This window comes from Mycobacterium sp. RTGN5 (assembly GCF_033804465.1).
Taxonomy (GTDB): domain Bacteria; phylum Actinomycetota; class Actinomycetes; order Mycobacteriales; family Mycobacteriaceae; genus Mycobacterium.
The window spans coordinates 1041884-1062919 of record NZ_JAPZLA010000001.1; the positions used below are offsets into that span (position 1 = coordinate 1041884).

Annotated in this window: 19 protein-coding genes and 1 riboswitch; of the genes, 10 read left to right on the forward strand and 9 right to left on the reverse strand. The window is 67.9% G+C overall.

Annotated elements, in window-relative coordinates; genetic code table 11:
* Positions 1 to 3 precede the first annotated feature (3 nt).
* The gene (locus tag SLQ31_RS05110; RefSeq protein WP_319430227.1) at positions 4 to 2148 is read left to right on the forward strand and encodes a 3-hydroxyacyl-CoA dehydrogenase NAD-binding domain-containing protein; all 2145 of its coding nucleotides are present in this window, start codon (positions 4 to 6) and stop codon (positions 2146 to 2148) included.
* 54 nt (positions 2149 to 2202) lie between these two features.
* Here the strand turns inward: SLQ31_RS05110 and SLQ31_RS05115 are convergent, their stop codons facing one another.
* The gene (locus SLQ31_RS05115; protein WP_319430229.1) at positions 2203 to 3171 is read right to left on the reverse strand and encodes a DUF3060 domain-containing protein; all 969 of its coding nucleotides are present in this window, start codon (positions 3169 to 3171) and stop codon (positions 2203 to 2205) included.
* 70 nt (positions 3172 to 3241) lie between these two features.
* Positions 3242 to 3844 carry a class I SAM-dependent methyltransferase gene (locus tag SLQ31_RS05120; RefSeq protein WP_319430231.1) on the reverse strand — a complete coding sequence of 201 codons (603 nt, stop codon included), beginning with the start codon at positions 3842 to 3844 and terminating at the stop codon, positions 3242 to 3244.
* 90 nt (positions 3845 to 3934) lie between these two features.
* Between SLQ31_RS05120 and SLQ31_RS05125 the strand changes: the two genes are divergently transcribed.
* The 5 genes from SLQ31_RS05125 to SLQ31_RS05145 all read left to right on the forward strand — a co-directional run bounded on the left by SLQ31_RS05125 (position 3935) and on the right by SLQ31_RS05145 (position 10062).
* Positions 3935 to 5431, forward strand: a complete 1497-nt coding sequence (locus SLQ31_RS05125; RefSeq protein WP_319430233.1) for a fatty acid--CoA ligase family protein — start codon at positions 3935 to 3937, stop codon at positions 5429 to 5431.
* A gap of 555 nt (positions 5432 to 5986) precedes the next feature.
* Positions 5987 to 7381 carry an amidase gene (locus SLQ31_RS05130; RefSeq protein ID WP_319430234.1) on the forward strand — a complete coding sequence of 465 codons (1395 nt, stop codon included), beginning with the start codon at positions 5987 to 5989 and terminating at the stop codon, positions 7379 to 7381.
* 10 nt (positions 7382 to 7391) lie between these two features.
* Positions 7392 to 8381, forward strand: coding sequence for an LLM class F420-dependent oxidoreductase (locus SLQ31_RS05135; RefSeq protein WP_319430236.1), 990 nt, complete (start codon positions 7392 to 7394; stop codon positions 8379 to 8381).
* A 110-nt stretch (positions 8382 to 8491) separates the two neighbouring features.
* Complete coding sequence (locus tag SLQ31_RS05140) at positions 8492 to 8920, forward strand: Zn-ribbon domain-containing OB-fold protein (RefSeq protein WP_319430238.1); 429 nt, start codon at positions 8492 to 8494, stop codon at positions 8918 to 8920.
* Positions 8917 to 10062 (forward strand): thiolase family protein, encoded by a 1146-nt coding sequence (locus SLQ31_RS05145; protein WP_319430240.1) that lies wholly within the window; start codon positions 8917 to 8919, stop codon positions 10060 to 10062. Before SLQ31_RS05140 ends, SLQ31_RS05145 begins: the two co-directional genes overlap by 4 nt.
* Here SLQ31_RS05145 and SLQ31_RS05150 read toward each other — a convergent pair whose 3' ends face one another.
* From SLQ31_RS05150 to SLQ31_RS05160, 3 genes are all read right to left on the reverse strand, one after another.
* A complete protein-coding gene (locus SLQ31_RS05150; RefSeq protein WP_319430241.1) occupies positions 10063 to 11790 on the reverse strand; it encodes a PE-PPE domain-containing protein in 1728 nt (575 codons plus the stop codon).
* Between the two features lie 154 nt (positions 11791 to 11944).
* Positions 11945 to 13594: a DNA repair helicase XPB gene (locus tag SLQ31_RS05155; RefSeq protein WP_319430242.1), complete on the reverse strand. Its 1650-nt coding sequence runs from the start codon at positions 13592 to 13594 to the stop codon at positions 11945 to 11947.
* A 7-nt stretch (positions 13595 to 13601) separates the two neighbouring features.
* Positions 13602 to 15899: a helicase-associated domain-containing protein gene (locus tag SLQ31_RS05160; protein WP_319430244.1), complete on the reverse strand. Its 2298-nt coding sequence runs from the start codon at positions 15897 to 15899 to the stop codon at positions 13602 to 13604.
* 65 nt (positions 15900 to 15964) lie between these two features.
* On the opposite strand from SLQ31_RS05160, the gene SLQ31_RS05165 reads away from it, so the two are divergent.
* The 4 genes from SLQ31_RS05165 to SLQ31_RS05180 are packed head-to-tail and all read left to right on the forward strand — an operon-like array spanning position 15965 to position 17534.
* Positions 15965 to 16147 carry a hypothetical protein gene (locus SLQ31_RS05165; protein ID WP_179965078.1) on the forward strand — a complete coding sequence of 61 codons (183 nt, stop codon included), beginning with the start codon at positions 15965 to 15967 and terminating at the stop codon, positions 16145 to 16147.
* Between the two features lie 60 nt (positions 16148 to 16207).
* Complete coding sequence (gene moaC / locus SLQ31_RS05170) at positions 16208 to 16639, forward strand: cyclic pyranopterin monophosphate synthase MoaC (protein ID WP_319432848.1); 432 nt, start codon at positions 16208 to 16210, stop codon at positions 16637 to 16639.
* Entirely contained in the window at positions 16621 to 17112 is a 492-nt protein-coding gene (locus tag SLQ31_RS05175) for a MogA/MoaB family molybdenum cofactor biosynthesis protein (protein ID WP_319430247.1), read from the forward strand. Before moaC ends, SLQ31_RS05175 begins: the two co-directional genes overlap by 19 nt.
* A complete protein-coding gene (locus SLQ31_RS05180; RefSeq protein ID WP_319430249.1) occupies positions 17109 to 17534 on the forward strand; it encodes a molybdenum cofactor biosynthesis protein MoaE in 426 nt (141 codons plus the stop codon). Before SLQ31_RS05175 ends, SLQ31_RS05180 begins: the two co-directional genes overlap by 4 nt.
* A 4-nt stretch (positions 17535 to 17538) precedes the next feature.
* Here the strand turns inward: SLQ31_RS05180 and SLQ31_RS05185 are convergent, their stop codons facing one another.
* The 4 genes from SLQ31_RS05185 to SLQ31_RS05200 form a co-directional block, all read right to left on the reverse strand.
* A complete protein-coding gene (locus SLQ31_RS05185) occupies positions 17539 to 18819 on the reverse strand; it encodes a transglycosylase family protein (RefSeq protein ID WP_319430251.1) in 1281 nt (426 codons plus the stop codon).
* Positions 18820 to 18828: 9 nt separating this feature from the next.
* Positions 18829 to 19039: riboswitch (cyclic di-AMP (ydaO/yuaA leader) on the reverse strand.
* 214 nt (positions 19040 to 19253) lie between these two features.
* The gene (locus tag SLQ31_RS05190; protein ID WP_319430253.1) at positions 19254 to 19523 is read right to left on the reverse strand and encodes a MoaD/ThiS family protein; all 270 of its coding nucleotides are present in this window, start codon (positions 19521 to 19523) and stop codon (positions 19254 to 19256) included.
* Positions 19516 to 20580: a GTP 3',8-cyclase MoaA gene (gene moaA / locus SLQ31_RS05195; RefSeq protein ID WP_319430255.1), complete on the reverse strand. Its 1065-nt coding sequence runs from the start codon at positions 20578 to 20580 to the stop codon at positions 19516 to 19518. Before moaA ends, SLQ31_RS05190 begins: the two co-directional genes overlap by 8 nt.
* A complete protein-coding gene (locus tag SLQ31_RS05200; protein WP_319430257.1) occupies positions 20577 to 20969 on the reverse strand; it encodes a YccF domain-containing protein in 393 nt (130 codons plus the stop codon). Before SLQ31_RS05200 ends, moaA begins: the two co-directional genes overlap by 4 nt.
* Positions 20970 to 21036: the final 67 nt, after the last annotated feature.

A 21036-nucleotide genomic window follows, 5' to 3' on the forward strand; every position in this document is an offset into this window, starting at 1 on the left:
GCTATGGCAGAGAACACGATTCAGTGGGACAAGGATGCCGACGGCATCGTCACGCTGACACTGGACGACCCGACCGGGTCGGCGAACGTGATGAACGAGCACTACACCGAGTCGATGGACAAGGCCGTAGAACGTCTTGTCGCCGAGAAGGATTCGATCACCGGCGTGGTGATCACCAGCGCGAAGAAGACTTTCTTCGCCGGCGGTGATCTCAAGTCGATGATCCACCTCGGCCCGGAGAACGCCGGTGACGCCTTCACCACGGTCGAAACCGTCAAGAAGGCGCTGCGCACGCTGGAGACCTTCGGCAAGCCGGTCGTCGCCGCCATCAACGGCGCCGCCCTCGGCGGCGGCCTGGAGATCGCACTCGCGTGCCATCACCGCATCGCGGCCGACGCCAAGGGCAGTGTCCTTGGTCTGCCCGAGGTTTCGCTGGGCCTGCTGCCCGGCGGCGGCGGCGTGACCCGCACCGTCCGCATGCTCGGTATCCAGAACGCGTTCATGACCGTGCTGAGCCAGGGCACCCGGTTCAAGCCGGCCAAGGCCTTGGAAATTGGGCTGGTGGACGAGGTTCTGCCGACCGTCGAAGAGCTGGTTCCCGCTGCCAAGGCGTGGATCAAGGCCAACCCCGATGCGCATGAGCAGCCGTGGGACAAGAAGGGCTACAAGATGCCGGGCGGCACGCCGTCCAGCCCGGCGCTCGCGGCTATTCTCCCGTCGTTCCCGGCGCTGCTGCGCAAGCAGCTCAAGGGCGCGAATATGCCTGCACCCAAGGCGATCCTGGCTGCAGCCATCGAGGGTGCGCAGGTCGACTTCGATACCGCCAGCCGCATCGAGAGCCGCTACTTCACCGAGCTGGTCACCGGCCAGGTCGCGAAGAACATGATCCAGGCGTTCTTCTTCGATATGCAGTTCATCAGCTCGGGCGGTTCGCGGCCCGAGGGCATCGGCAAGACCCCGATCACGAAGATCGGTGTCCTTGGTGCCGGCATGATGGGCGCCGGAATCGCCTACGTCTCGGCAAAGGCCGGTTACGACGTCGTGCTCAAGGACGTCAGCATCGAAGCCGCTGAGAAGGGCAAGAACTACTCCGAGAAGATCGAGGCCAAGGCGCTCGAGCGCGGCAAGACCACGCAGGAGAAGAGCGACGCCCTGCTGGCCCGGATCACCCCGAGTGCGGACCCCGCCGACTTCAAGGGTGTCGACTTCGTCATCGAAGCCGTCTTCGAGAGCCAGGAACTCAAGCACTCGGTGTTCCAGGAGATCGAGGACATCGTTGAGCCCAACGCACTGCTGGGCTCGAACACCTCGACGCTGCCGATCACCGGACTCGCGTCCGGCGTCAAGCGCCAGGACGACTTCATCGGGATCCACTTCTTCTCACCGGTCGACAAGATGCCATTGGTCGAAATCATCAAGGGCGAGAAGACTTCTGACGAAGCGCTGGCCCGGGTGTTCGACTACACGCTGGCCATCGGCAAGACTCCGATCGTCGTCAACGACAGCCGTGGCTTCTTCACCAGCCGCGTCATCGGCACCTTCGTCAACGAGGCGCTGGCCATGCTCGGCGAGGGTGTCGCCCCGGCCAGCATCGAGCACGCGGGCGGTCAGGCCGGTTACCCGGCGGCGCCGCTGCAGCTGTCTGATGAGCTCAACCTCGAGCTGATGCACAAGATCGCCGTCGCCTCGCGCAAGGGCATCGAAGACGCGGGCGGCACCTACGAGGCGCACCCGGCCGAGGCGGTCGTCGAGAAGATGATCGAGCTCGATCGGCCCAGCCGCCTCAAGGGCGCCGGGTTCTACGAGTACGTCGACGGTAAGCGCACCCAGCTGTGGCCCGGGCTCAAGGAGACGTTCAACTCAGGAACCTCCGAGATCCCGATCCAGGACATGGTCGACCGCATGCTGTTCGCCGAGGCACTGGAAACCCAGAAATGCCTCGACGAAGGCGTGCTGATGACGACAGCCGACGCCAACATCGGCTCAATCCTCGGCATCGGTTTCCCGCCGTGGACCGGTGGCTCGGCGCAGTTCATCGTCGGCTACGAGGGCCCGGCCGGTATCGGTAAGGAAGCCTTCGTGGCGCGAGCCAAGGAACTGGCGGCCAAGTACGGCGAGCGGTTCAACCCGCCGGCATCGCTGCTCTAATCCGACAAGACGTAAAAGCCCCCGAGACAACGGCGTTTCGGGGGCTTTTGCGTGTCAGCCCTTCTGTGTGACCGTGTTGCTGTCGTCGAAGTTGGTGATCGCGGGCGATCCGCTGCGATAGGTGACGACGTTGTGGGTGCCCGATGTGCGGATGCTGTCCGCGGTTTCGAGGGTGACCGAGTTGTCGTCGCCGGAGACCCGCACCTTGCGGCAATGGCCGGTGACGGTCACGGCGTTGTCGTCACCGACGACGTCGATGTCGCCGCCGTCGCAGGCGTAGGTGGCCATCTTGTCGTTGCCCACGACGTCGAGCCCGTTGCTCGCGGTGGCGGTCTGCGGCCCGTCGGGGCGGTTGAGGGTGACGCCGACGAACCCGGCCAGCGCGAGCCAGCCGATCATCACCACCAGCCAGACGACCATGCCGACGATCAGGCGCGGCCGCAGGCGGCCGATCCAATTGCCGGATTCGTCGCGGTCCAGGTCGTAGGCGAACGCGGTGACGCACCGCGCCCGGCTGGGCTTGCGCGGGTCGGCCAGCACCACCCCGTCGGTGTACTCGCGGCCCCGCACGACGATGTCGCCCTGGTAGTCGCCGAGGCGATAGCGGACCTTGGTCTTGGTGCTCGGTCCGCTGTAGCGCGGCCGCTGCACGGTCCAGCCGTTGGCCACCGGCAGGTAGGAGTTGTAGTAGGTCGTGCCGCTGTAATACGTTCCGCGCGTGAGGGTATCGGCACCATCGACCGTCGCGACCTCACCCCACTTCAGCAACGCGAGCCGCTGGGACATGCCGTAGATCTGGTAGGCGTAGATCGCCACCAGGGTCGCGACCGCCGTGATCGTGAAGCCCAGGGGGAAGGCGCCCCAGAGCGCGATCAGCGCGACCGCGATCATGAACATCGCCCACAGGTACCACCAGCGGAACGGCAACAGCTCGGCGAGCACGAAGCTGGCGGGCACCCGTCGCGGCGCGGCCGCGAGCTCGAGCTCCTCGACGCGATCCCCGGGATCATCGGACGACGACACGGGCAGATCGTGGCATACCGGCGAGGCGGCTGTGTATCGATGAGCTGCGGGTCTGCTGTGAACCCGGGGCCTATGGTGTGCGGCGGAAGCGGACGATGTCCTTCCACCGGGACTGCTCGGAGCGGTCCAGGACGAAGCCGGCCGGCTCGCACAGTGCCCGCAGCTCGTCGACACTGAGGCGGTCGGGGTCGGGAAACGCCTCGTGGAACACCAGCTTCCCGCCGGGCTTGAGGACGGCCGCGAGGGAACGCACGCACGCCTGTTTGTCGGGCACCTCGCCGATGACCTCGGCCAGGAAGGCGGCGTCGAACGTGCCGGCGGGGAACGGCAGCTCCGCACCGGCCTGCCCGGCGGTATAGCCGACGTTGTGATGGCCGGCTTGCTCGAGCTTGCGCCGCGCCTTGGCCAGCATCTGCGGCTGGATATCGAAGAGGTCAAGCTGGCCAGAGGTCAGGCGATCAGCCAGCTCGACACTGAAAAACCCTGGGCCCGGGCCGATTTCGAGGACTCGCTCGCTACCGGTCAGCTCGATCACGTCGATCGACTGGCTGGGATTCTCCATCTTGCGGCGCAGCGGATTGTCCAGAAGTGCGGCTGCCTGATGCGGGTAGGGAAATGTGCCGATGCCGGCGCGGGCACGCCGCAACACCGAGTCGAGGAATGTCGTCGTCATTCGCGCTCCTAAGTTAGGTAACCCTAACTATGACCCACGGGGTGTGCCCTGTCAGGGCCACGTGGAGGGGGCGTCGGTTAGCGTGACCCCGTGACCGACGGCGCCGCGACCATCAGCAGCACGCTGGCCACCAGCCTGGCCGGATACGGCAGCGCGCCGTGCATCGAGTTCAAGGGCCGGTGGTACACCGGCGCCGAGATCGCCGCCTACGCCGACGCGATCGACGAGGCGTTGCGTGCGGCCGGCGTCGCCGACGGTGCGGCCGTGGGGGTGGTAGCGCGCAACCGGCCACCCCAAGCGGGCGCCGTGGTGGGGTTGCTCGGCGCAGGCCGGTGGGTGTCGATGATCTATTCGTTCCAGTCGGCCGAGGCCCTAGGGCGCGATATCGAGAAGCTGGAGCTGGCGGCGGTTGTCGCCGACCGTGAGGACTGGACCGAGCCGGCGATCGCCGCGGCCCGCCGCACGGGCACGGCGGGAATCGCGGTCGATCTGAAACCGCCGACCGTAGAACGTGTTTCCGGCATCGAGCGGGTGTCGGACCGGCTGCACGCGGCGGGCCGGGACGGTTCCACCGGCCTTCACGTGCTCACCAGTGGGACCACCGGCCCACCCAAACGACATGCCATCCCCGCCTCCGTGCTGGAACACACCGTGGCCAGCGTGGCGATCGGCGGCGCCTCCGCCGACGATCCGCCCGAACTGATGTACTGGCCGCTGGGCGGGATCGGCGGGGTGTGCCAGTTGATTACCGGCGCCTACCTCGGTAAGCGGATCGCCCTGTTGGAGAAGTTCAGCGTCTCCGAATGGGTACGTGTGGTGAAGACGTACGGGGTCCGCCGCTGCGGCCTGCAGCCCGCGGCGGTGCGGATGCTGCTCGACGCCGACCTACCGCGCGAGGATCTCGCCTCGCTGGACTACGTGATCAGCGCGGCGGGCCCGCTGGATCCCGAGACCCGGGACGCTTTCGAGGAGCGTTACGGCGTCCCGGTGCTGTTGGCTTACGGCGCAACGGAATTCGCCGGCTCGGTGTGCACCTGGACGCCCGAGCTCTATCGCGAGTTCGGTGCCGTCAAGCGGGCGAGCTCGGGGAGGGTGATGCCCAACACCCAGGTCCGCATCATCGACCCGCACAGCGGTGCCGAGGTGCCGGCCGGCGATCAGGGTGTGCTGGAGGCCAGGATCGCGGCCGTCAGCCCGGACTGGATCCGCACGAATGATCTGGCTGCCGTGGACGTCGACGGGTTCATCACGCTCCATGGCCGCGCGGACGGGGCGATCAACCGCGGCGGATTCAAGGTCTTGCCGGAGACGGTTCGCCGGGTGCTTGTCTCCCATCCTGCGGTGCGCGACGCGGCGGTGGTCGGCGTCCCCGATGCCCGGCTCGGCGAGGTGCCGTTCGCGGCGGTGGAGGCGATCGCCGGCTCTCCGCCGCCCGACCCGGCCGAACTCGTCGGCCTGGTCCGCGACGCTCTCCCCAAGCACTGTGTGCCCGTCGCGGTGGTCGTGGTTGCCGAGTTGCCGCGGAACCCGTCGCTGAAGGTCGCCCTTCGTGAGGTGGCCGCGATGTACACCGGCGCCGCACCGTAGGGGTCAGACCCTCTCAGGTCATTGCCAGGGCGACGGCTCGGGTACCGACGGCGGGGGCCGCGGCCTGTTCTCGCAGGCGGCGGACCGCCGCCAAGTCGCAAATCCGCTATGCGGACTTTCGTTGCGGCGTGAGCTGCAACAAACGTACGGCCCCGCGGATACGAGCAAACATTGGTTCATTGTCGCCTATACCGATCCGAGACCTCGGTTGCTGGCCGAATTGCCCTATTGCCGAGTTGACGCGCGATTTGCCGCCGCGTGTTATTCGGCTAAGTGGGTCTGAACTCGACATTTGTCAAAAATGAATGGCGGACGGCGGTCCCGACTCTCATTTGCCCACGTGGGGGAAAATTTTTGCTGAATTACAGCATCTCAGCTTGCTCTCAGCTAGATTTTGGGGTGTGATGGGGATTACGCCAGGGGAATGAGGAGGCTAGGGGGAGCATTGGCCCCTCCCGGATGGGAGGGGCCGATTGCCGTCCCGGGGCTGGTCAAGGGCGCGGGTTCTTCGGTCAAACCGGGGAAGTCGCGCCCTTTGCGTATCACCATTGCGAGATGACCGATCTCTGTCATTTGCCCGCCCACGAGCTGGTTCGCATGATGGCGGGACGGGTCGTGTCTTGCCGGGAGGTCCTCGACGCGCACCTGGCGCGCATCGACGCCGTCAACCCCGCGCTCAACGCCCTGGTCGCGGCCGCCGACCCGGAGCTGCTGCGGCGCTCCGCCGAGGCGGCCGACCAGCGGGCCGCGCGGGGTCAGCCACTGGGCCGGGCGCATGGGCTGCCGGTGGTGGTCAAGGACGTGATGCTGGTGTCCGGGCTGGTCTGCTCGGGCGGCAGTCCGGCGCTGCGAGCGGTGGCCGAGCGCGACGCGACGGTGGTGTCCCGGCTCCGCGCCGAGGGCGCCATCGTGCTGGGCATGACCAACGTGCCGGAGATGGGGCGCGGGGGTGAGTCCAACAACAATCTTTACGGGCGCACCACCAATCCGTTCGATCACCAGCGCACCCCTGGCGGCAGCAGCGGCGGGTCGGCCGCGCTGATCAGTGCGGGCGGGGCGGCGCTGAGTGTCGGCTCCGATGGTGGCGGCAGCATTCGCCAGCCGTCGCACAACTGCGGCATCGCCGGGCTCAAGCCCACGCATGGGCGGATTCCCAGAACCGGCAGCGTCTTCGGTGACGCCCCTGGCATCTTCGGGCCCTTCAACTGCTATGGGCCGCTGGCCCGTTCGGTAGCCGACCTGCAGTTGGGCCTGTCCATCATGGCCGGCCCCGATCTCGGCGATCCGTATGCCACGGCCGCGCCGCTCGGCAGCCCCGATGACGTCGACCTCGCCTCGTTGCGGGTGGCGACCTATCTGCTCGACGGCATCTCGCCACCGGAGGCGCAGGTCGCCGCCGTCGTCACCGCGGCAGCGCAAGCCGTCGCCGACGCCGGTGCGACCGTCCGCTGGGATCAGCCCGCATGCCTGAACCGAACCATCGAATTGCTCTGGGAATCAGTCTTTCTGGGTGGGGATCGGGGTGAGGGCTTCGAGGCGGACCTCGCCGCGATGGGGGCTACCGAACCGTCGGAAGAACTCGCCGAGTTCCTCCGGCAGGCGCGCGGCCTCGAGTTCACGCTCTCGGAGGCCCGGCGCCGGCTCGTCGACATCGACACCTTCCGCCTCGAGATGCTGTCGTTCATGGGCGGCTACGACGTGATCATCGGACCCGCCATGCCTTCTCCGGCCAAGCCGCACCACCACGGCCTCGTGGAGATCAGCGACTTCTCCCACTTGATGGTGCACAACCTCACCGGCTGGCCTGCCGTCGTGGTCCGGTGCGGAACGTCGGCCGAAGGCCTGCCGATCGGAGTCCAGATCGCCGCCCGGCCATGGCAGGACGCCACGGCGCTGGCGGTCGCCGCACACCTCGAGGCGGCCCTGGGCGGCTGGCGGCCGCCGCCGTAGAGTCGGTGGAATGCGATTCGGACTGTTCATTCCCCAGGGCTGGCGATTGGATCTGGTCGGCATTCCCGTTGAAAAGCACTGGCAGGTAATGCGGGATCTGGCCGATCACGCCGATGCGGGACCGTGGGACTCGCTGTGGGTCTACGACCATTTCCACACGGTGCCGATGCCGACCAACGAAGCCACCCACGAGGCATGGACTCTGATGGCGGCGTACGCGGCGAGCACCTCGCGGATCAAGCTCGGCCAGATGTGCACGGCGATGAGCTACCGCAACCCCGTCTACCTCGCCAAGGTCGCGGCCACCACCGACATCATCTCCGGTGGCCGAGTGCAGATGGGTATCGGCGGCGGGTGGTACGAGCACGAATGGCGCGCCTACGGCTACGGGTTCCCCTCCGCGGGTGTGCGGCTGGCCCGCCTCGACGAGGGTGTGCGGATCATGCGCGACGCCTGGCGGGAAGGGAAGGTGAGTTTCGACGGCAAGCACTACCAGGTCGACGGCGCGATTGTTGCGCCTAAGCCATTGCAGGAGAATGGAATTCCGCTGTGGATCGCCGGCGGCGGGGAAAAGGTGACGCTCAAGATCGCCGCGAAGTACGCGCAGTACACCAACTTCACCTCAGAGCCCGACGGCTTCGCGCACAAATCGCAGGTGCTCGCCGAGCACTGCCGTGAGGTCGGTACCGACTTCGATGCCATCGTGCGCTCGGCCAACGTGAACGCGATCATCGGCACGTCGCAGGACGACGTCACACAGCGGGTGCAGCGAGTGCGTGACCGGCTGGCCGGGGTCTGCGGGGACGCCGCCGCCGACGCGATGATGACGACGGTCAGCGCGCCGGGCTCCGCCGCGGGCACGCCCGCGCAGGTCATCGAGAGCCTGACGGCCTTGCGGGACCTGGGCTGTGAGTACGTGATCTGCTACTTCCCGGAGGCCGCCTACGACCGGTCCGGCATCGAGCTGTTCGAGCGTGAGGTGATCCCCGCGCTGGCGTGAGCTCGTGTTAGTCCGAGAAGGGCGTGCACTCAGATGAGAATGGGGTTTCCATCCACGGCCAACAGTGTTGTACGATCGCCGCACTGACCTGGACTACGAAGGATGCCGCTATGCAAAAGGCCCTGGCGCCCGAAATCTCCACTTGGCCGGAGGAGAATCCGCAGCTGATCGGCAGTGAATGCGCCAGCTGTTCGGCCACGGTCTTTCCCAGTCAGGAACGGTGCCCGCGCTGCAGTGCAGCCGGTATGAGCGAGGTCAAGCTGCCCCGGCGCGGCACCCTGGTGGCCTGGACCACCCAGGGCTTCGCACCCGGAGCGCCCTACATCGGCCCCACCGGTAAGGACTTCGTCCCGTTCGGTGTCGGCCTGGTGCAGCTGGATGACGTCGTGCGCGTCGAGGGCCGGCTCACCGAGAACGACCCGGCAAAGCTGAAGTGGGGCATGGACGTCGAGCTCACCATGATCCCGTTCGCCACCGATGCCGAGGGCAACGAGGTCGTCACCTTCGCCTTCCAGCCCACCGAGGCGGCGCAGGCATGAGCAACGATGTCGCGATCATCGGTGTGGGTCTGCACCCGTTCGGCCGGTTCGAGAAGACCGCCATGCAGATGGGGGCCGAAGCCATCGAGCTGGCGCTGCAGGACGCAGGCGCGGACTGGAAGGACATCCAGTTCGGTTTCGGCGGCAGCTATGAGGTGTCCAACCCCGACGCGGTGACGCGCCTGGTGGGCCTTACCGGGATCACGTTCACCAACGTCTTCAATGCCTGCGCCACCGCGGCCAGCGCCATCCAGCAGACCGCCGACACGATCCGGCTCGGCAAGTACGACATCGGTATCGCGGTGGGTCTGGACAAGCACCCGCGCGGCGCCTTCACCGACGACCCCGCGAAACTGGCTCTGCCGCAGTGGTATGCCGAGAACGGGCAGTTCGTCACGACCAAGTTCTTCGGCATCAAGGCCAACCGCTACCTCCACGATCACGGCATCTCCGAGGAGACGCTGGCGCGGGTGGCCAACAAGAACTTCCGTAACGGTGTGCTCAACCCGAATGCGTTCCGCCGCAAGGAGATCTCCGTCGAGGAGATCATGGCGTCGCCGGTGCTGAACTACCCGTTGCGGCAGTACATGTTCTGCGCTCCCGACGAGGGTGCCGCAGCGGTCATCATGTGCCGCGCCGAGATCGCCCATCGGTTCACCGACAAGCCAGTGTACGTGCGCGCCAGTGAGATTCGCACCCGGACCTTCGGCGCCTACGAGGTGCACGGCACCTCGGCGCCGCTCGATGAGGATGTGTCGCCGACGGTCTACGCGGCCAAGGCGGCCTACGAGGCGGCCGGGATCGGGCCCGAGGACGTCGATATCGCCCAGCTGCAGGACACCGACGCCGGTGCCGAGATCATCCATATGGCCGAGACCGGTCTGTGCCTCGACGGTGAGCAGGAAAAGCTGCTTGCCGACGGCGCCACCGAGATCCACGGCTCGCTGCCGATCAACACCGACGGCGGACTGATCGCCAACGGCGAGCCGATCGGCGCTTCGGGTCTGCGCCAGATGCACGAACTGGTGCGACAGCTGCGCGGCGAGGCCGGGGAACGTCAGGTGCCGGGCAACCCCCGCATCGGGCTGGCCCAGGTCTACGGCGCGCCCGGAACCGCCTCGGCGACAATACTTTCGCTGTAGTTAGACGTCGGTCTCCTGGCCCAGGAAACCCTGGACGGCCTGAAGCAGGACGAGCGCCTCGATAAGTCCTGCCGTTGTCACCAACCCCACGCTGGCGGCCAGTGGTCTGCCGATCGCGTTCACCAAACCGTTGATGACGTCTCCGGACAGCGCTTGCTGGATGCCTTCGAGGAAGACGTAGACGGCGTATGCGGGCAGCATCGTGACAACGGCGTTGGCGAGGTCGGCGGTCGGCAGCAGGGCGGCATAGAGCGCGGCCGACGAGTTGGAGATGTTGTACGCGACATCGTTGATCGAGTTCTGCAAGAACGGGATCAGGCCGGTCGGCGTTGGCAGTGTGAGCGGACCCGGCGTTGGCGGTTTCAGTGCGGCGAGTTCCCGCGACATGATGCCGCCCGGGCTGATGTCGGCCGCGAAGTCTTCGATGCCCTGCCCGATGCCGTCGACGAACATGCGGGCCGCCTTGCCCCACATCTCGGGTGCGGGCAGGAAGCCGAAAGGCTGTTGTTCGTTGGCGTTTCCGTCATTGGACCAGCCGTACTCGGGATCGCCGTACCCGAGGTTGACGATGACCGACAGGGCGGGCTGCAGCAGATCCGCGATGGGGTTGCCGATCACCGGGATCAGGCGTAGCGGTTCGAGCAGGGGGAGGTCGGGGTGTTGGATGATGTAGTACTTCTCGGTCGGTTCGCTGCTGTTCAGCAGGATGGCCGAATTGATGTCTTCCGGCGTGAGGTTGGCGTACTGGGTGTGGACGAAGATGATGCCCAGTCCCGCGTTGAGCACCGACAGGAAGTTGAGCGGATACCTCGGGAAGTCGGCGAAACCGTCGTAAGCGAGGGTGTAGTTCGTCAGGTTGTAGTTGCCCACCGGGGTGGCGCCCCCGAAGTTGATGCCGAGGCTCGGCAGATTCAGCCCGGGGAAGCGGGAAAGGAGGCCGCCGCGGGGGTTCATCTCGTTGCCGACCAGGACGAAGTCGATGTCATCTCGCTGGTCGGCTGGCAGCTGCGCCATGAAGAGCGAGGAGATGATCGAGCTCTGCGAATAGCCGAACACAACGGGGTGATTTCCGGCGACCCACTCTTTGAGCACCTGTGCGCCAAGGATGTCGAGACCCTGCTGGACGGAGACGTTCAGCGGCAGGCTCTTCACGCCGGTGATCGGGTACAGCCCCTCGGGGGTGTCCAGCTGAAACGGTAGCGCGTCGGGATAGGGCCCATGGATGTACAGGTTCATCACGCTCTGGATATAGGTCGGCGTTGGGATCGGATGGCCGCTGGCCCCCATGATCAACGCCGGGCCAACCGCGGCGGCAGCTTGGACCGAGACCTCCGGTGCCGGCGATGACGCTGCGGTCGGGCGAGCCGAAAGACCCGAGTCACGCCGGCTATAGGCCAGCGCCGCCACCTCCAGCGCCGAATCGGCCGGAGCCACAGGAGCATCGGGCGTCGACGTGCCGGTCGACGCGGCGGCACTGGCGGTCGCCACCGGCGTGATCGACTGTGCTCGCACCGATGCCGTCGCGCGCGTGCGCTTCGGGGCAGCCTTCTTGGCCGGGCCGGCAGCAGAACCCGCGCTGGATGCGGAGTGGGTAGAACTGGCGTGTGTCGAGGAATTGCCGGGGCCGGAACTATCAGCCCACGCCACCGCACCGTTGAACGCCGCAGCGCCCACCCCCAGTGCAACCGCCAGCCCGCCAACCCGTCCGACGAAACCTGCTGCGCTCATCAACGCCCCTCTTGTCGGCAACCACGTGTTGTGGCGAAGACTAACGTGCCGCTGAGACGTTCGCTGTCAGATTGGTTTCACGATCGCAGCGTCCATCGAATCGAGGGCTGAGCTTTTGCTGTCGACCAGGCGTGGCAACTTTGGCCGCGCCAGGTCAGATAGCCGGACCGAGCAGGTCGTCGGCGTCTTGAATGATGTAGCCGTAGCCCTGTTCAGCCAGGAAGCGCTGCCGGTGCGCGGCGTATTCGGCGTCGAGACTGTCGCGCGAGACCACGGAGTAGAACACCGCACCGCCGCCGTCGTGCTTGGGGCGAAGCAGCCGGCCGAGCCGCTGCGCCTCTTCCTGGCGCGAGCCGAAGGTTCCCGAAACCTGTACGGCCACCGATGCTTCCGGCAGATCGATGGAGAAGTTCGCCACCTTGGAGACGACCAGTGTCTTGACCTCGCCACTGCGGAACGCGTCGTACAGCGCTTCGCGCTCGGCATTCTTCGTCGAGCCCTGGATCACCGGTGCGTCCAGTTCGGCGCCCAATTCGTCGAGCTGGTCGAGGTAGGCGCCGATCACCAGGGTCGGCTCGTTGGGGTGTTTGGCGAGGATCGACTTGACCACCGCGATCTTCGAGTGCGCGGTCGAGCACAGCCGGTAGCGCTCTTCGGGTTCGGCGATCGCGTACAGCATCCGTTCGTTGTCGGTCATCGTGACGCGGACTTCGATGCATTCCGCAGGCGCGATCCAGCCCTGAGCCTCGATGTCTTTCCACGGTGCGTCGTAACGCTTGGGGCCGATGAGGCTGAAGACGTCGCCCTCGCGGCCGTCCTCGCGGATCAGCGTTGCGGTGAGCCCGAGCCGCCGGCGGGACTGCAGGTCGGCGGTCATCCGGAACACCGGTGCGGGCAGCAGGTGAACCTCGTCGTAGATGATCAGGCCCCAGTCGCGGCTGTCGAACAGCTCCAGGTGCCGGTACTCGCCCTTGGTGCGCCGGGTGATCACCTGATAGGTGGCGATGGTGACCGGTCGAATCTCCTTGCGCTCACCGGAATACTCGCCGATCTCCTCCTCGGTCAGTGACGTCCGCGCAATCAGCTCGCGCTTCCACTGCCGTCCGGCGACGGTGTTGGTGACCAGGATCAGCGTCGTCGCCCCGGCCTTGGCCATCGCGGCCGCGCCCACCAGCGTCTTGCCCGCCCCACACGGCAGCACCACCACGCCCGAGCCGCCCGCCCAGAACGAGTCGGCCGCCATTTCCTGGTAGTCGCGCAGCTGCCAGCCGTCCTGGGCAAGCGTGATCGGGTGGGCCTCGCCGTTGACGTAGCCGGCCAGGTCCTCGGCCGGCCAGCCGATCTTGAGCAACAGCTGCTTGATGTGGCCGCGCTCGCTGGGATGGACGATCACGGTGTCGTCGTCGATGCGCGCGCCCAGCATCGGGGCGATCTTCTTATTGCGCATCACCTCCGCCAGCACCGCGCGATCGAGGCTGACCAGCACCAGGCCGTGGATCGGGCTCTTGACCAGCTGTAGCCGGCCGTATCGGGCCATCGTGTCGACGATGTCGACCAGCAGCGGCTGCGGCACGGCGTAGCGCGAGAAGCTGACCAGTGCGTCGACCACCTGCTCGGCGTCGTGGCCCGCGGCGCGGGCGTTCCACAAGGCCAGGGGAGTGATGCGGTAGGTGTGGATGTGCTCGGGCGCGCGTTCCAGCTCCGCGAACGGGGCGATCGCCGCCCTGGCGGCGCCGGCCTGCTCATGGTCGACCTCGAGCAGCACGGTTTTGTCGGACTGCACGATCAAGGGGCCGTCGGTCATTGCCCCATTATCCAGCGTCCGCCGACATGACCGACGTCACGCGGTGCACGGCGAACTCTCGCGGGCGGCCCTGGGTGGGATCCCAGGCCAGCAACTGGCCCCCGCTGACCGTCAGCGGACGCACCACGCGCTGGGTGGCCACCCCTGCGGCGTCGACGTAGCCGATCACCACATCCTTGTGCTCCATGGCCGCCTGCTGCAGCAGCGCCATCGACACGGCAGGGTCCAGGCGGACGTTGGCGAAGGGGGTGCCGGAGTCGACCCGGCGCAGCACCGCCACCACGGAGGCCAGGGTCTCCACACTCGGCTTGGACAGTGCGCGGAACGGCCGGCGATGCGGAGGCGCGGACACCCGGGAACCGCGCTTGCGAAGGTCGACGATCGTGCCGGAGGAGTCTTCGGCGGCCGGTGCGAACCCCGCCGCCCGCAACGCGGCGAGCAGGTCGCCGATCGGCGCCTGCGACACCGCCACCGTCGGGGCCAGCAGCCGCACCCCGAGGTGCTCGAGGGCGGGTGCCGCCACCGCGTGCGCGATCAGGGTCGGGTCCTCGCAGCGCAGGAACGACGACGCCATGCCGACGCGCAGCTGGCCGTGCCGCCGGGCGACGTCGTTGATGAGATATGTCAAACCTTGGGGGACAGGGGTTTTCGAATGACGCTCGAAGAATGCGTGCAGCGCGCCCGCAGTGCGACCGGTATCCAGTGCGTGCCGGATCGAGGCTTCGCTGACCCGGTACACCATTGCGGCGCCTGCCGATTCCACCGCGGCCACCGCCGCGAGCTCGTCGGCCAGTTCGCGTTGCAGGGGTCCGGGCACCACCACGGTGAGATCGGCCTGCACCAGGAAATGATCGATCGGGGCGGGCAGGATCTTGCTCATCGCCTGGATGGCAGCGTCCTCGCCGCCGGTCAGCAGCACTCGCGCCGGTGTGCTCAATGCCCCGCGGCCGACCAGACCCAGAGTGTGCGCCTCGTCGAGCAGGTGCGCGATGGGTTCGGGCTGTAGCCGCGCCGCCCACCGGGGACGCTGCCAGATCAGCGCCTGCGAGGCGCGCAGTGCATCCACGCCCGAGCCGGGCGGCAGTGTGGCCAGCAGTTCCAGCAGCAGCCGCCGGTCCAGCGGCGCGGCTGTCGAGTACAGCGAATCGGACAGTGCCGCATAGGGTTTGCCGTCGGGTCCACGGCTGCCGATCAAACCGGGGCGGGACGGAAGCTCCAGCCAGGTGGTGGCCAGCAGGTGCCAACGTGCTGCGGTGGGCGTCTCGAGGAAGCGGTCGGCGGCCACCGTCGGCGTCCAGTACGGGCCGGAGCCGTCCGACGGCTCGGGGTCGGGCATACCGCTGGCGATCAGGCCGGCGGCCGAACTGATCTCGAGCACCAGCCCGAGGCGTTGTTCGTCGATCCCGGTGACTTTGCCCAGTCGCTTGGCTTCGCGAACCCCCAGCCCACCGCTGCGCAGCTCGGGAACCGGTGCCGCGGAAAGGCTTTCGACCACCATCTCGATCTCGCGGATCAGATCCAGCAGGGCGCCCGCCGCGGCGGCGTTGACGTCGGCGACGGTGGTGGTGCTGGCCACCGGGTCCGGCGCGCTCAGGTGCGTCGGGCCGGGCTCCTCGCCGCGCAGCACCTGACCGACGTGGCGCGGCAGGATCACCGTTTCCTCATCGAGTTGGCGCAACAGGCCGGTCGCGAGCAGTCGGGGCACCGGCCGGTCGGCGGGCGCGCCCGGCGCGGCGTCGCGGGTGCGGCCCACCGGGGAGCCCATCAGCAGCCGCTCCAGTAATTCCGTCTGGGGTTCGTCGAGCGCATCGATGGCCGCCGAAAGCTCGGTCCCGGACCGCGTCGAGTCTTCGAGGATGGCCTGCCCGGGATACCAGGGCAGGCCGGCGGCTGCCTCGGTCGACACCCGTACCCCGGCGTCGTCGCCCCACGCCAGGGCCCGCTCGCGCAGATCATCCAGCGCGATCAGCACCGACTGCTCGTCGGCCCGCTCACCGATCAGCGCGACCAGCTTGGCCACCGGCACCGCGGTGATCTCGGCATGCAGCACCAGCAGCGCGTCGAGGACCGCAAGCCGCAGGAAGTCCAGCTCGTCGGTCGCGGCCTTGACCGACTGGCGGGCCACCGCCCGGGCGGCCAGCGCCGCGATGCTGCCGGGTGCGGGTTGGGCGAGGTCAGGGCGCAGTTCCAACAGGCGGATCAACTGCTCGTCGGGCAGATCAGCCAGCCACGCGCCCAGCGGCATCCCTGGGCCAATTTCCCGGGTCGCTTCGCTCCTGCGTGCGGGCCCGGACTGTTCAGTCATTGTTGACCAGCGTAAAACAGCCGCCTGTGTGCACAAGCCGGCCGTAGGAATGTCAGAATGTTGCCGTGGCTGAGAAGAAGACTCCGTATGTCGACAACGGCTGGCCGACGCGTGATCCCGAGGACCACGCCGTGAGCGAGCTGGCCGCCGACCGGGTGGGCGCGCTGTCCCCCTTCGGCGACATCACGTTCCCGCTGCCCGCGTCCGAGCTGCCGTATCTGCACCCGGTCACCGTCGTCAACAAGTAACCGGTGACCAGCGGACCGCAGCCTCGCCTCTCGCACCTTGACGAGCACGGTGCGGCGCGCATGGTCGACGTCACCGAGAAGGCCGCGACCACCCGCACCGCGCTGGCGGCCGGCACCGTTCACACCACCGCCGAGGTGGTCGCACTGATCGCGTCGGGCGGCCTGCCCAAGGGCGACGCCCTGGCCACCGCCAGGGTGGCCGGCATCCTGGCCGCCAAACGCACCAGTGACCTCATCCCGCTGTGCCATCACCTGGCGCTGACCGGGGTGGACATCGAGTTCGCGATCGGCGAGACCGAGGTCGGCGTGACCGCCTCGGTGCGAACCACCGATCGCACAGGCGTCGAAATGGAAGCGCTGACCGCCGTCAGCGTCGCGGCGCTGACGGTCTACGACATGATCAAGGCCGTCGACCCCGCCGCTCGCCTGGAGAACATCCGGGTGCTGCGCAAGGAGGGCGGCAAGACCGGCCTGTGGGTGCGCCCGGCGTGAGTCACGCTCGGGTTGTGATCGCCTCCACCAGGGCCGCGACCGGTGTCTATGAGGACCGCTGCGGGCCCGTCATCGTCGCCTGGCTCGCCGAGCGCGGGTTCAGCGTCCCCGATCCGATCGTGGTGGTCGACGGCAGCGCGGTCGGTGACGCCCTGCGCGGGGCGATCGACGCGGGATCGGATGTCGTGATCACCTCCGGCGGAACCGGGATCTCGCCGACCGACGCCACCCCGGAGGCCACGCTCGGCGTGCTCGACTACCAAATCCCGGGACTGGCCGACGCCATCCGCCGCGCCGGGCTGCCCAAGGTGCCGACATCGGTGCTCTCCCGCGGCGTGTGCGGCGTCGCGGGGCGCACGCTGGTGGTCAACCTGCCGGGATCCCCTGGCGGGGTACGCGACGGACTGGCGGTACTGGCCGACGTTCTCGACCACGCGCTGGACCAACTGTCCGGAGGAGACCACCGCTCATGACACGCATTCTGCGAGCCGCCCTCGTCGATGGCCCGATCTCGCTGACCGAGCACGAGGAGCTCGTCGCCAGCGATGCCGCCGGCGCGGTGGTCGGCTTCTCCGGGGTGGTGCGCAACCACGACGGCGGCCGGGACGTGGTGCGGCTGGAGTACTCCGCGCACCCGTTGGCCGAGCAGACGTTGTTCGAGGCGCTCGCCGAGGTGGCCGCGCAAGCCACCGGTGTGCGGGCGATCGCCGCCAGCCATCGGGTCGGCGCGCTCACTATCGGAGATGCCGCGCTGGTGGCCGCCGTGGCGGCCGATCACCGCGGCGCGGCGTTCGAGGCGTGCGCCCTGCTCGTCGACACCGTCAAGGCGCGGCTACCGGTGTGGAAGCACCAGTTCTTCGTCGACGGAACCGACGAGTGGGTGAATTCGGCCTGACGGCTTACTGAGCCGGTGCCGGTACGGGCAGCGCATCCGGTGCGGGAGCGGCGGGAGCCGGTGCGGGAGCATCTGGACCCGGCAGCGGAGCATTCGGGTCGCCCGGAGCGCCGGGAGCTATACCCATGCTCGGATCGTTGGTCACCGGGGTGTTCATCGGCCGCTGGGTCAGTGCCAGCAGCGCGTCACCCTTGTTGACCTGTTGGGTCTGGACCGCGTGCCACAGTTCCTTGAGGTAGGTCACGTTCGGACCGTCCTGCGGGCCCTCGGGCTGGTCGCTGGTCCCCGGCGGGAGGTTCTCCGGGCTCGTCAGGTGCGGGACCCCGTCCGGCAGCTGAGCCGGCTGGCCAGCGGCCACCACGGTGGCGTCGGGCGCGGGAGCCGCGGCAGGATCAGCGGGCGCAGGGGCGGGCGCCGGCGGCAGCACGGGCGGAACCGCCGGGTCGGCCGGAGCCTGCGGCAGGAAGTGGATCGAAGTCGCCTGCACGGTGATGGTCTGCTCGTCGGGGTTGGCCGGTGCCTCGGGGGCGGGCAACTGCAGAGCGGTGTCGACGACGGGCTCGGCGGCCGGCGCGGGGATCTCCTGGGAGACCGCGACGACGTCAGGCTGCGGAGCGGGCGGCAGATCGGCCGGCGGGGCGATTTCCTGGGAGACCGCGACGACGTCAGGCTGCGGGGCCGGCGGCAAGTCAGCCGGCGCGGGCGGGAGATCCTGCGGGGCCGGCGGGAGGTCCTGGGGAGCCGGCGGCAGATCGGCCGGGGCGGGGGCCAGGTCCTGCGGAGCGGGCGGCAAGTCTTGCGGAGCGGGCGGCAGGTCAGCCGGAGCGTCCGGGGCCGGCGCGTCGGGCAGCGGCGCGTCGAACGCGGCAGCTTCGACCGGCAGGGCGTCGGGAGCGGGCTCGTTCACCACGTTGCGCGGGGTCGCACCCGAGAGGCCGCGACCGCACACCGGCCACGCGCCGCGGCCCTGAGTGGCCAGGACGTGCTCGGCAATGGCGATCTGCTGGTCCTTGGAGGCCATGTTGGCGGCCGGGGCGTACTGGCCGCCACCGTGCGCGGACCAGGTGCCGGGGGAGAACTGGAGGCCACCCTGGTAACCGTTACCGGTATTGATGGCCCAGTTGCCGCCGGACTCGCAGCGGGCTACCTGATCCCATTCGTTATCGGGGGCCGCTTGTGCCTGGGCGGCGAAGGCGATGGTGCCGCCTCCGATGACCGCACCAGTAACCGCGATCTTGGCGACGCTGACAGACGATGAAGTGGGCTTGCGATGCCGTCCACTCATATGGCGATGTATTCCTCTCGTCATTGCGCCTGCGAGGTCAGCTGTCGGGTTCGGGCTGGAGAGGTTGCCCGGCCGTTGTCGTCTCTGGTGGAAACGATTCTGGCTTCACCCCAAGGAGCTTGCGGCTCCTGGTCCTCGGTGGACCGGTGGGTCCCCCGCCTCCATCCATGGTTCTCGTTGGTCCCTCCGCTCCTTGGATGGAGCTCAGCGCTAGAAGCGAAGGGGGTCTTCCCCCGATGAGGGGTGGACCTGGCAGAGACGCTAACTGCAACCGAGAGTGCCGTCACCTTTTGCAATTTCGGGCGTTTCTGCTAGTGGCAAACCTTATAAAAGGTTAAAGCCCCATGACTTCTCGCCGTTCCCCCAGGTGATTCAGACGGAAAATTCCCCGGTGGCCATCTCGTTACCTGATCGTGATGTGACGTAAATCACGATCAGCCGCCGGCAAACGGGGGTAGCACGTCGAGGGTCTGGCCCGAGCGCAGTTCAATGGCCTGATCGCGGACCGCGATGCCGTCGCACAGATATGAACACCGCTGTAACACCCGTGCCAATTCATCACTGCGGCAACGTAGTTCGCTCACCAGGTCGGCGACTGTGGCGCCATGGGGCACGTGGAGTAGATCGGACTCGGCACCCGCGGCGGCCCGGGCCGCGGCGAAGAAACGCACAGTTACTTCTACCGGCGCGCTCACCTCAGCCACCGATGGCGCTCATCGGCCGTTGTGGCTGAACAAATCCCGGATCGTTGATGCCGTGGCCGGCCGCCTTGCGCCACATCGCGGCGCGCCAGACCAACTCCAGTGCGTCGTCGTCTGCGCCGTTGCGCAGCAGCGCCCGCAGGTCGGTTTCCTCGGCGGCGAACAGACAGTTGCGGATCTGCCCGTCGGCGGTTAGGCGGGTCCGGTCGCAGGCCGCGCAGAACGCGTGCGTGACCGACGCGATGATGCCGACGGTGGCCGGACCGCCGTTGACCTGCCACAGCTGAGCCGGAGCGGATCCGCGCGGCTCCGAGTCGGCGGTCAGGTCGAAGCGCGCGGCCAGGGCCGCGAAGATCTCGTCGCCGCTCAGGTTCGCGTCACGCCGCCACAGGTGCCCGGCGTCCAGCGGCATCTGCTCGATGATGCGCAGCTGGTAGCCGTACCGCAGGCAGTAGTCCAGCAGCTCGACGGCATCCTGCAGACCGGTCACCGGGTCCAGCACGGCGTTGACTTTCACCGGCCCCAGGTCGGCGGCCGCCGCTGCGGTGAGGCCGTCGAGCACGTCGGCGAGCCGGTCGCGACGGGTGATGGCGGCGAAATGCGCGGCATCGAGGCTGTCCAGTGAGACGTTGACCCGGTCCAAGCCCGCATCGGCCAGGGCCTGGGCGCGTCGGGCCAACCCCACTCCGTTGGTGGTGAGCGCGATCTCGGGACGCGGGCGCAGCGCGGCGACCGCGGCCACGACGTTCTCGAGCCCCCGATACAGCAGCGGCTCCCCGCCGGTGAAGCGGACACTGTCGATCCCGAGCCGGGTGACGGCCAACGACAGCAGCCGGGCCAGCTCGTCTTGGGTCAGCAGCTCGTCGCTGGGCAGCCAGTCCAGTCCTTCGGCCGGCATGCAATAGGTACAGCGCAGATTGCACCGATCGGTCAGCGACACCCGAAGGTCGGTGGCCACCCGGCCGAAGGTGTCGACCAGCGGGCCGCTGCGCGGCATCTCCGCGGCGAAGTCTTCGGCATCGCGGCGGATCGCCGGCAGGCCGAGGGATGTCATCGTCATATCGCCACCCGAGGCCCGCCGGCGGGGACGATCTCCTTGCCCAACGGCAAGAGTGAGACCGGAATGAGTTTGAGGTTGGCCAGCGCCAGCGGGATCCCGATGATCGTGATCGCCATCGCGGCGGCGCTGACCAGATGGCCGATCGCCAGCCACAGCCCGAACAGCAGCACCCAGATCACGTTGCCGACGACGGCGCCCGGGCGCGGACCGGGCTTGTCGACGATGGTTCGCCCGAACGGCCACAGTGCGTAGTCGGCGATCCGCAGCGCGGCAAAACCGAAGGGAATGGTGACGATCAGAACGAAGCAGACGAGCGCGGCCAGCAGGTAACCAAGGGCAAGCCATAGTCCGCCGAATAGCAACCAGACGACGTTCAAGATCAGGCGCATGTCTCCTCCAGCGGTTTGCCCAGCCTACCGAACTAAACAGGGGTGCTCGGCCCACCTCTTCCCGAGT

Excerpts from the sequence above, each read along its gene's own strand:
- SLQ31_RS05135 (WP_319430236.1), top strand. The coding sequence starts at position 7,392 with ATGCGATTCGGACTGTTCATTCCCCAGGGCTGGCGATTGGATCTGGTC.
- SLQ31_RS05185 (WP_319430251.1), bottom strand. The coding sequence starts at position 18,819 with ATGAGTGGACGGCATCGCAAGCCCACTTCATCGTCTGTCAGCGTCGCC.
- SLQ31_RS05180 (WP_319430249.1), top strand. The coding sequence starts at position 17,109 with ATGACACGCATTCTGCGAGCCGCCCTCGTCGATGGCCCGATCTCGCTG.
- moaC (WP_319432848.1), top strand. The coding sequence starts at position 16,208 with ATGGTCGACGTCACCGAGAAGGCCGCGACCACCCGCACCGCGCTGGCG.
- SLQ31_RS05140 (WP_319430238.1), top strand. The coding sequence starts at position 8,492 with ATGCAAAAGGCCCTGGCGCCCGAAATCTCCACTTGGCCGGAGGAGAAT.
- SLQ31_RS05110 (WP_319430227.1), top strand. The coding sequence starts at position 4 with ATGGCAGAGAACACGATTCAGTGGGACAAGGATGCCGACGGCATCGTC.
- SLQ31_RS05200 (WP_319430257.1), bottom strand. The coding sequence starts at position 20,969 with ATGCGCCTGATCTTGAACGTCGTCTGGTTGCTATTCGGCGGACTATGG.
- SLQ31_RS05130 (WP_319430234.1), top strand. The coding sequence starts at position 5,987 with ATGACCGATCTCTGTCATTTGCCCGCCCACGAGCTGGTTCGCATGATG.
- SLQ31_RS05160 (WP_319430244.1), bottom strand. The coding sequence starts at position 15,899 with ATGACTGAACAGTCCGGGCCCGCACGCAGGAGCGAAGCGACCCGGGAA.
- SLQ31_RS05155 (WP_319430242.1), bottom strand. The coding sequence starts at position 13,594 with ATGACCGACGGCCCCTTGATCGTGCAGTCCGACAAAACCGTGCTGCTC.
- SLQ31_RS05120 (WP_319430231.1), bottom strand. The coding sequence starts at position 3,844 with ATGACGACGACATTCCTCGACTCGGTGTTGCGGCGTGCCCGCGCCGGC.
- SLQ31_RS05145 (WP_319430240.1), top strand. The coding sequence starts at position 8,917 with ATGAGCAACGATGTCGCGATCATCGGTGTGGGTCTGCACCCGTTCGGC.
- moaA (WP_319430255.1), bottom strand. The coding sequence starts at position 20,580 with ATGACGATGACATCCCTCGGCCTGCCGGCGATCCGCCGCGATGCCGAA.
- SLQ31_RS05150 (WP_319430241.1), bottom strand. The coding sequence starts at position 11,790 with ATGAGCGCAGCAGGTTTCGTCGGACGGGTTGGCGGGCTGGCGGTTGCA.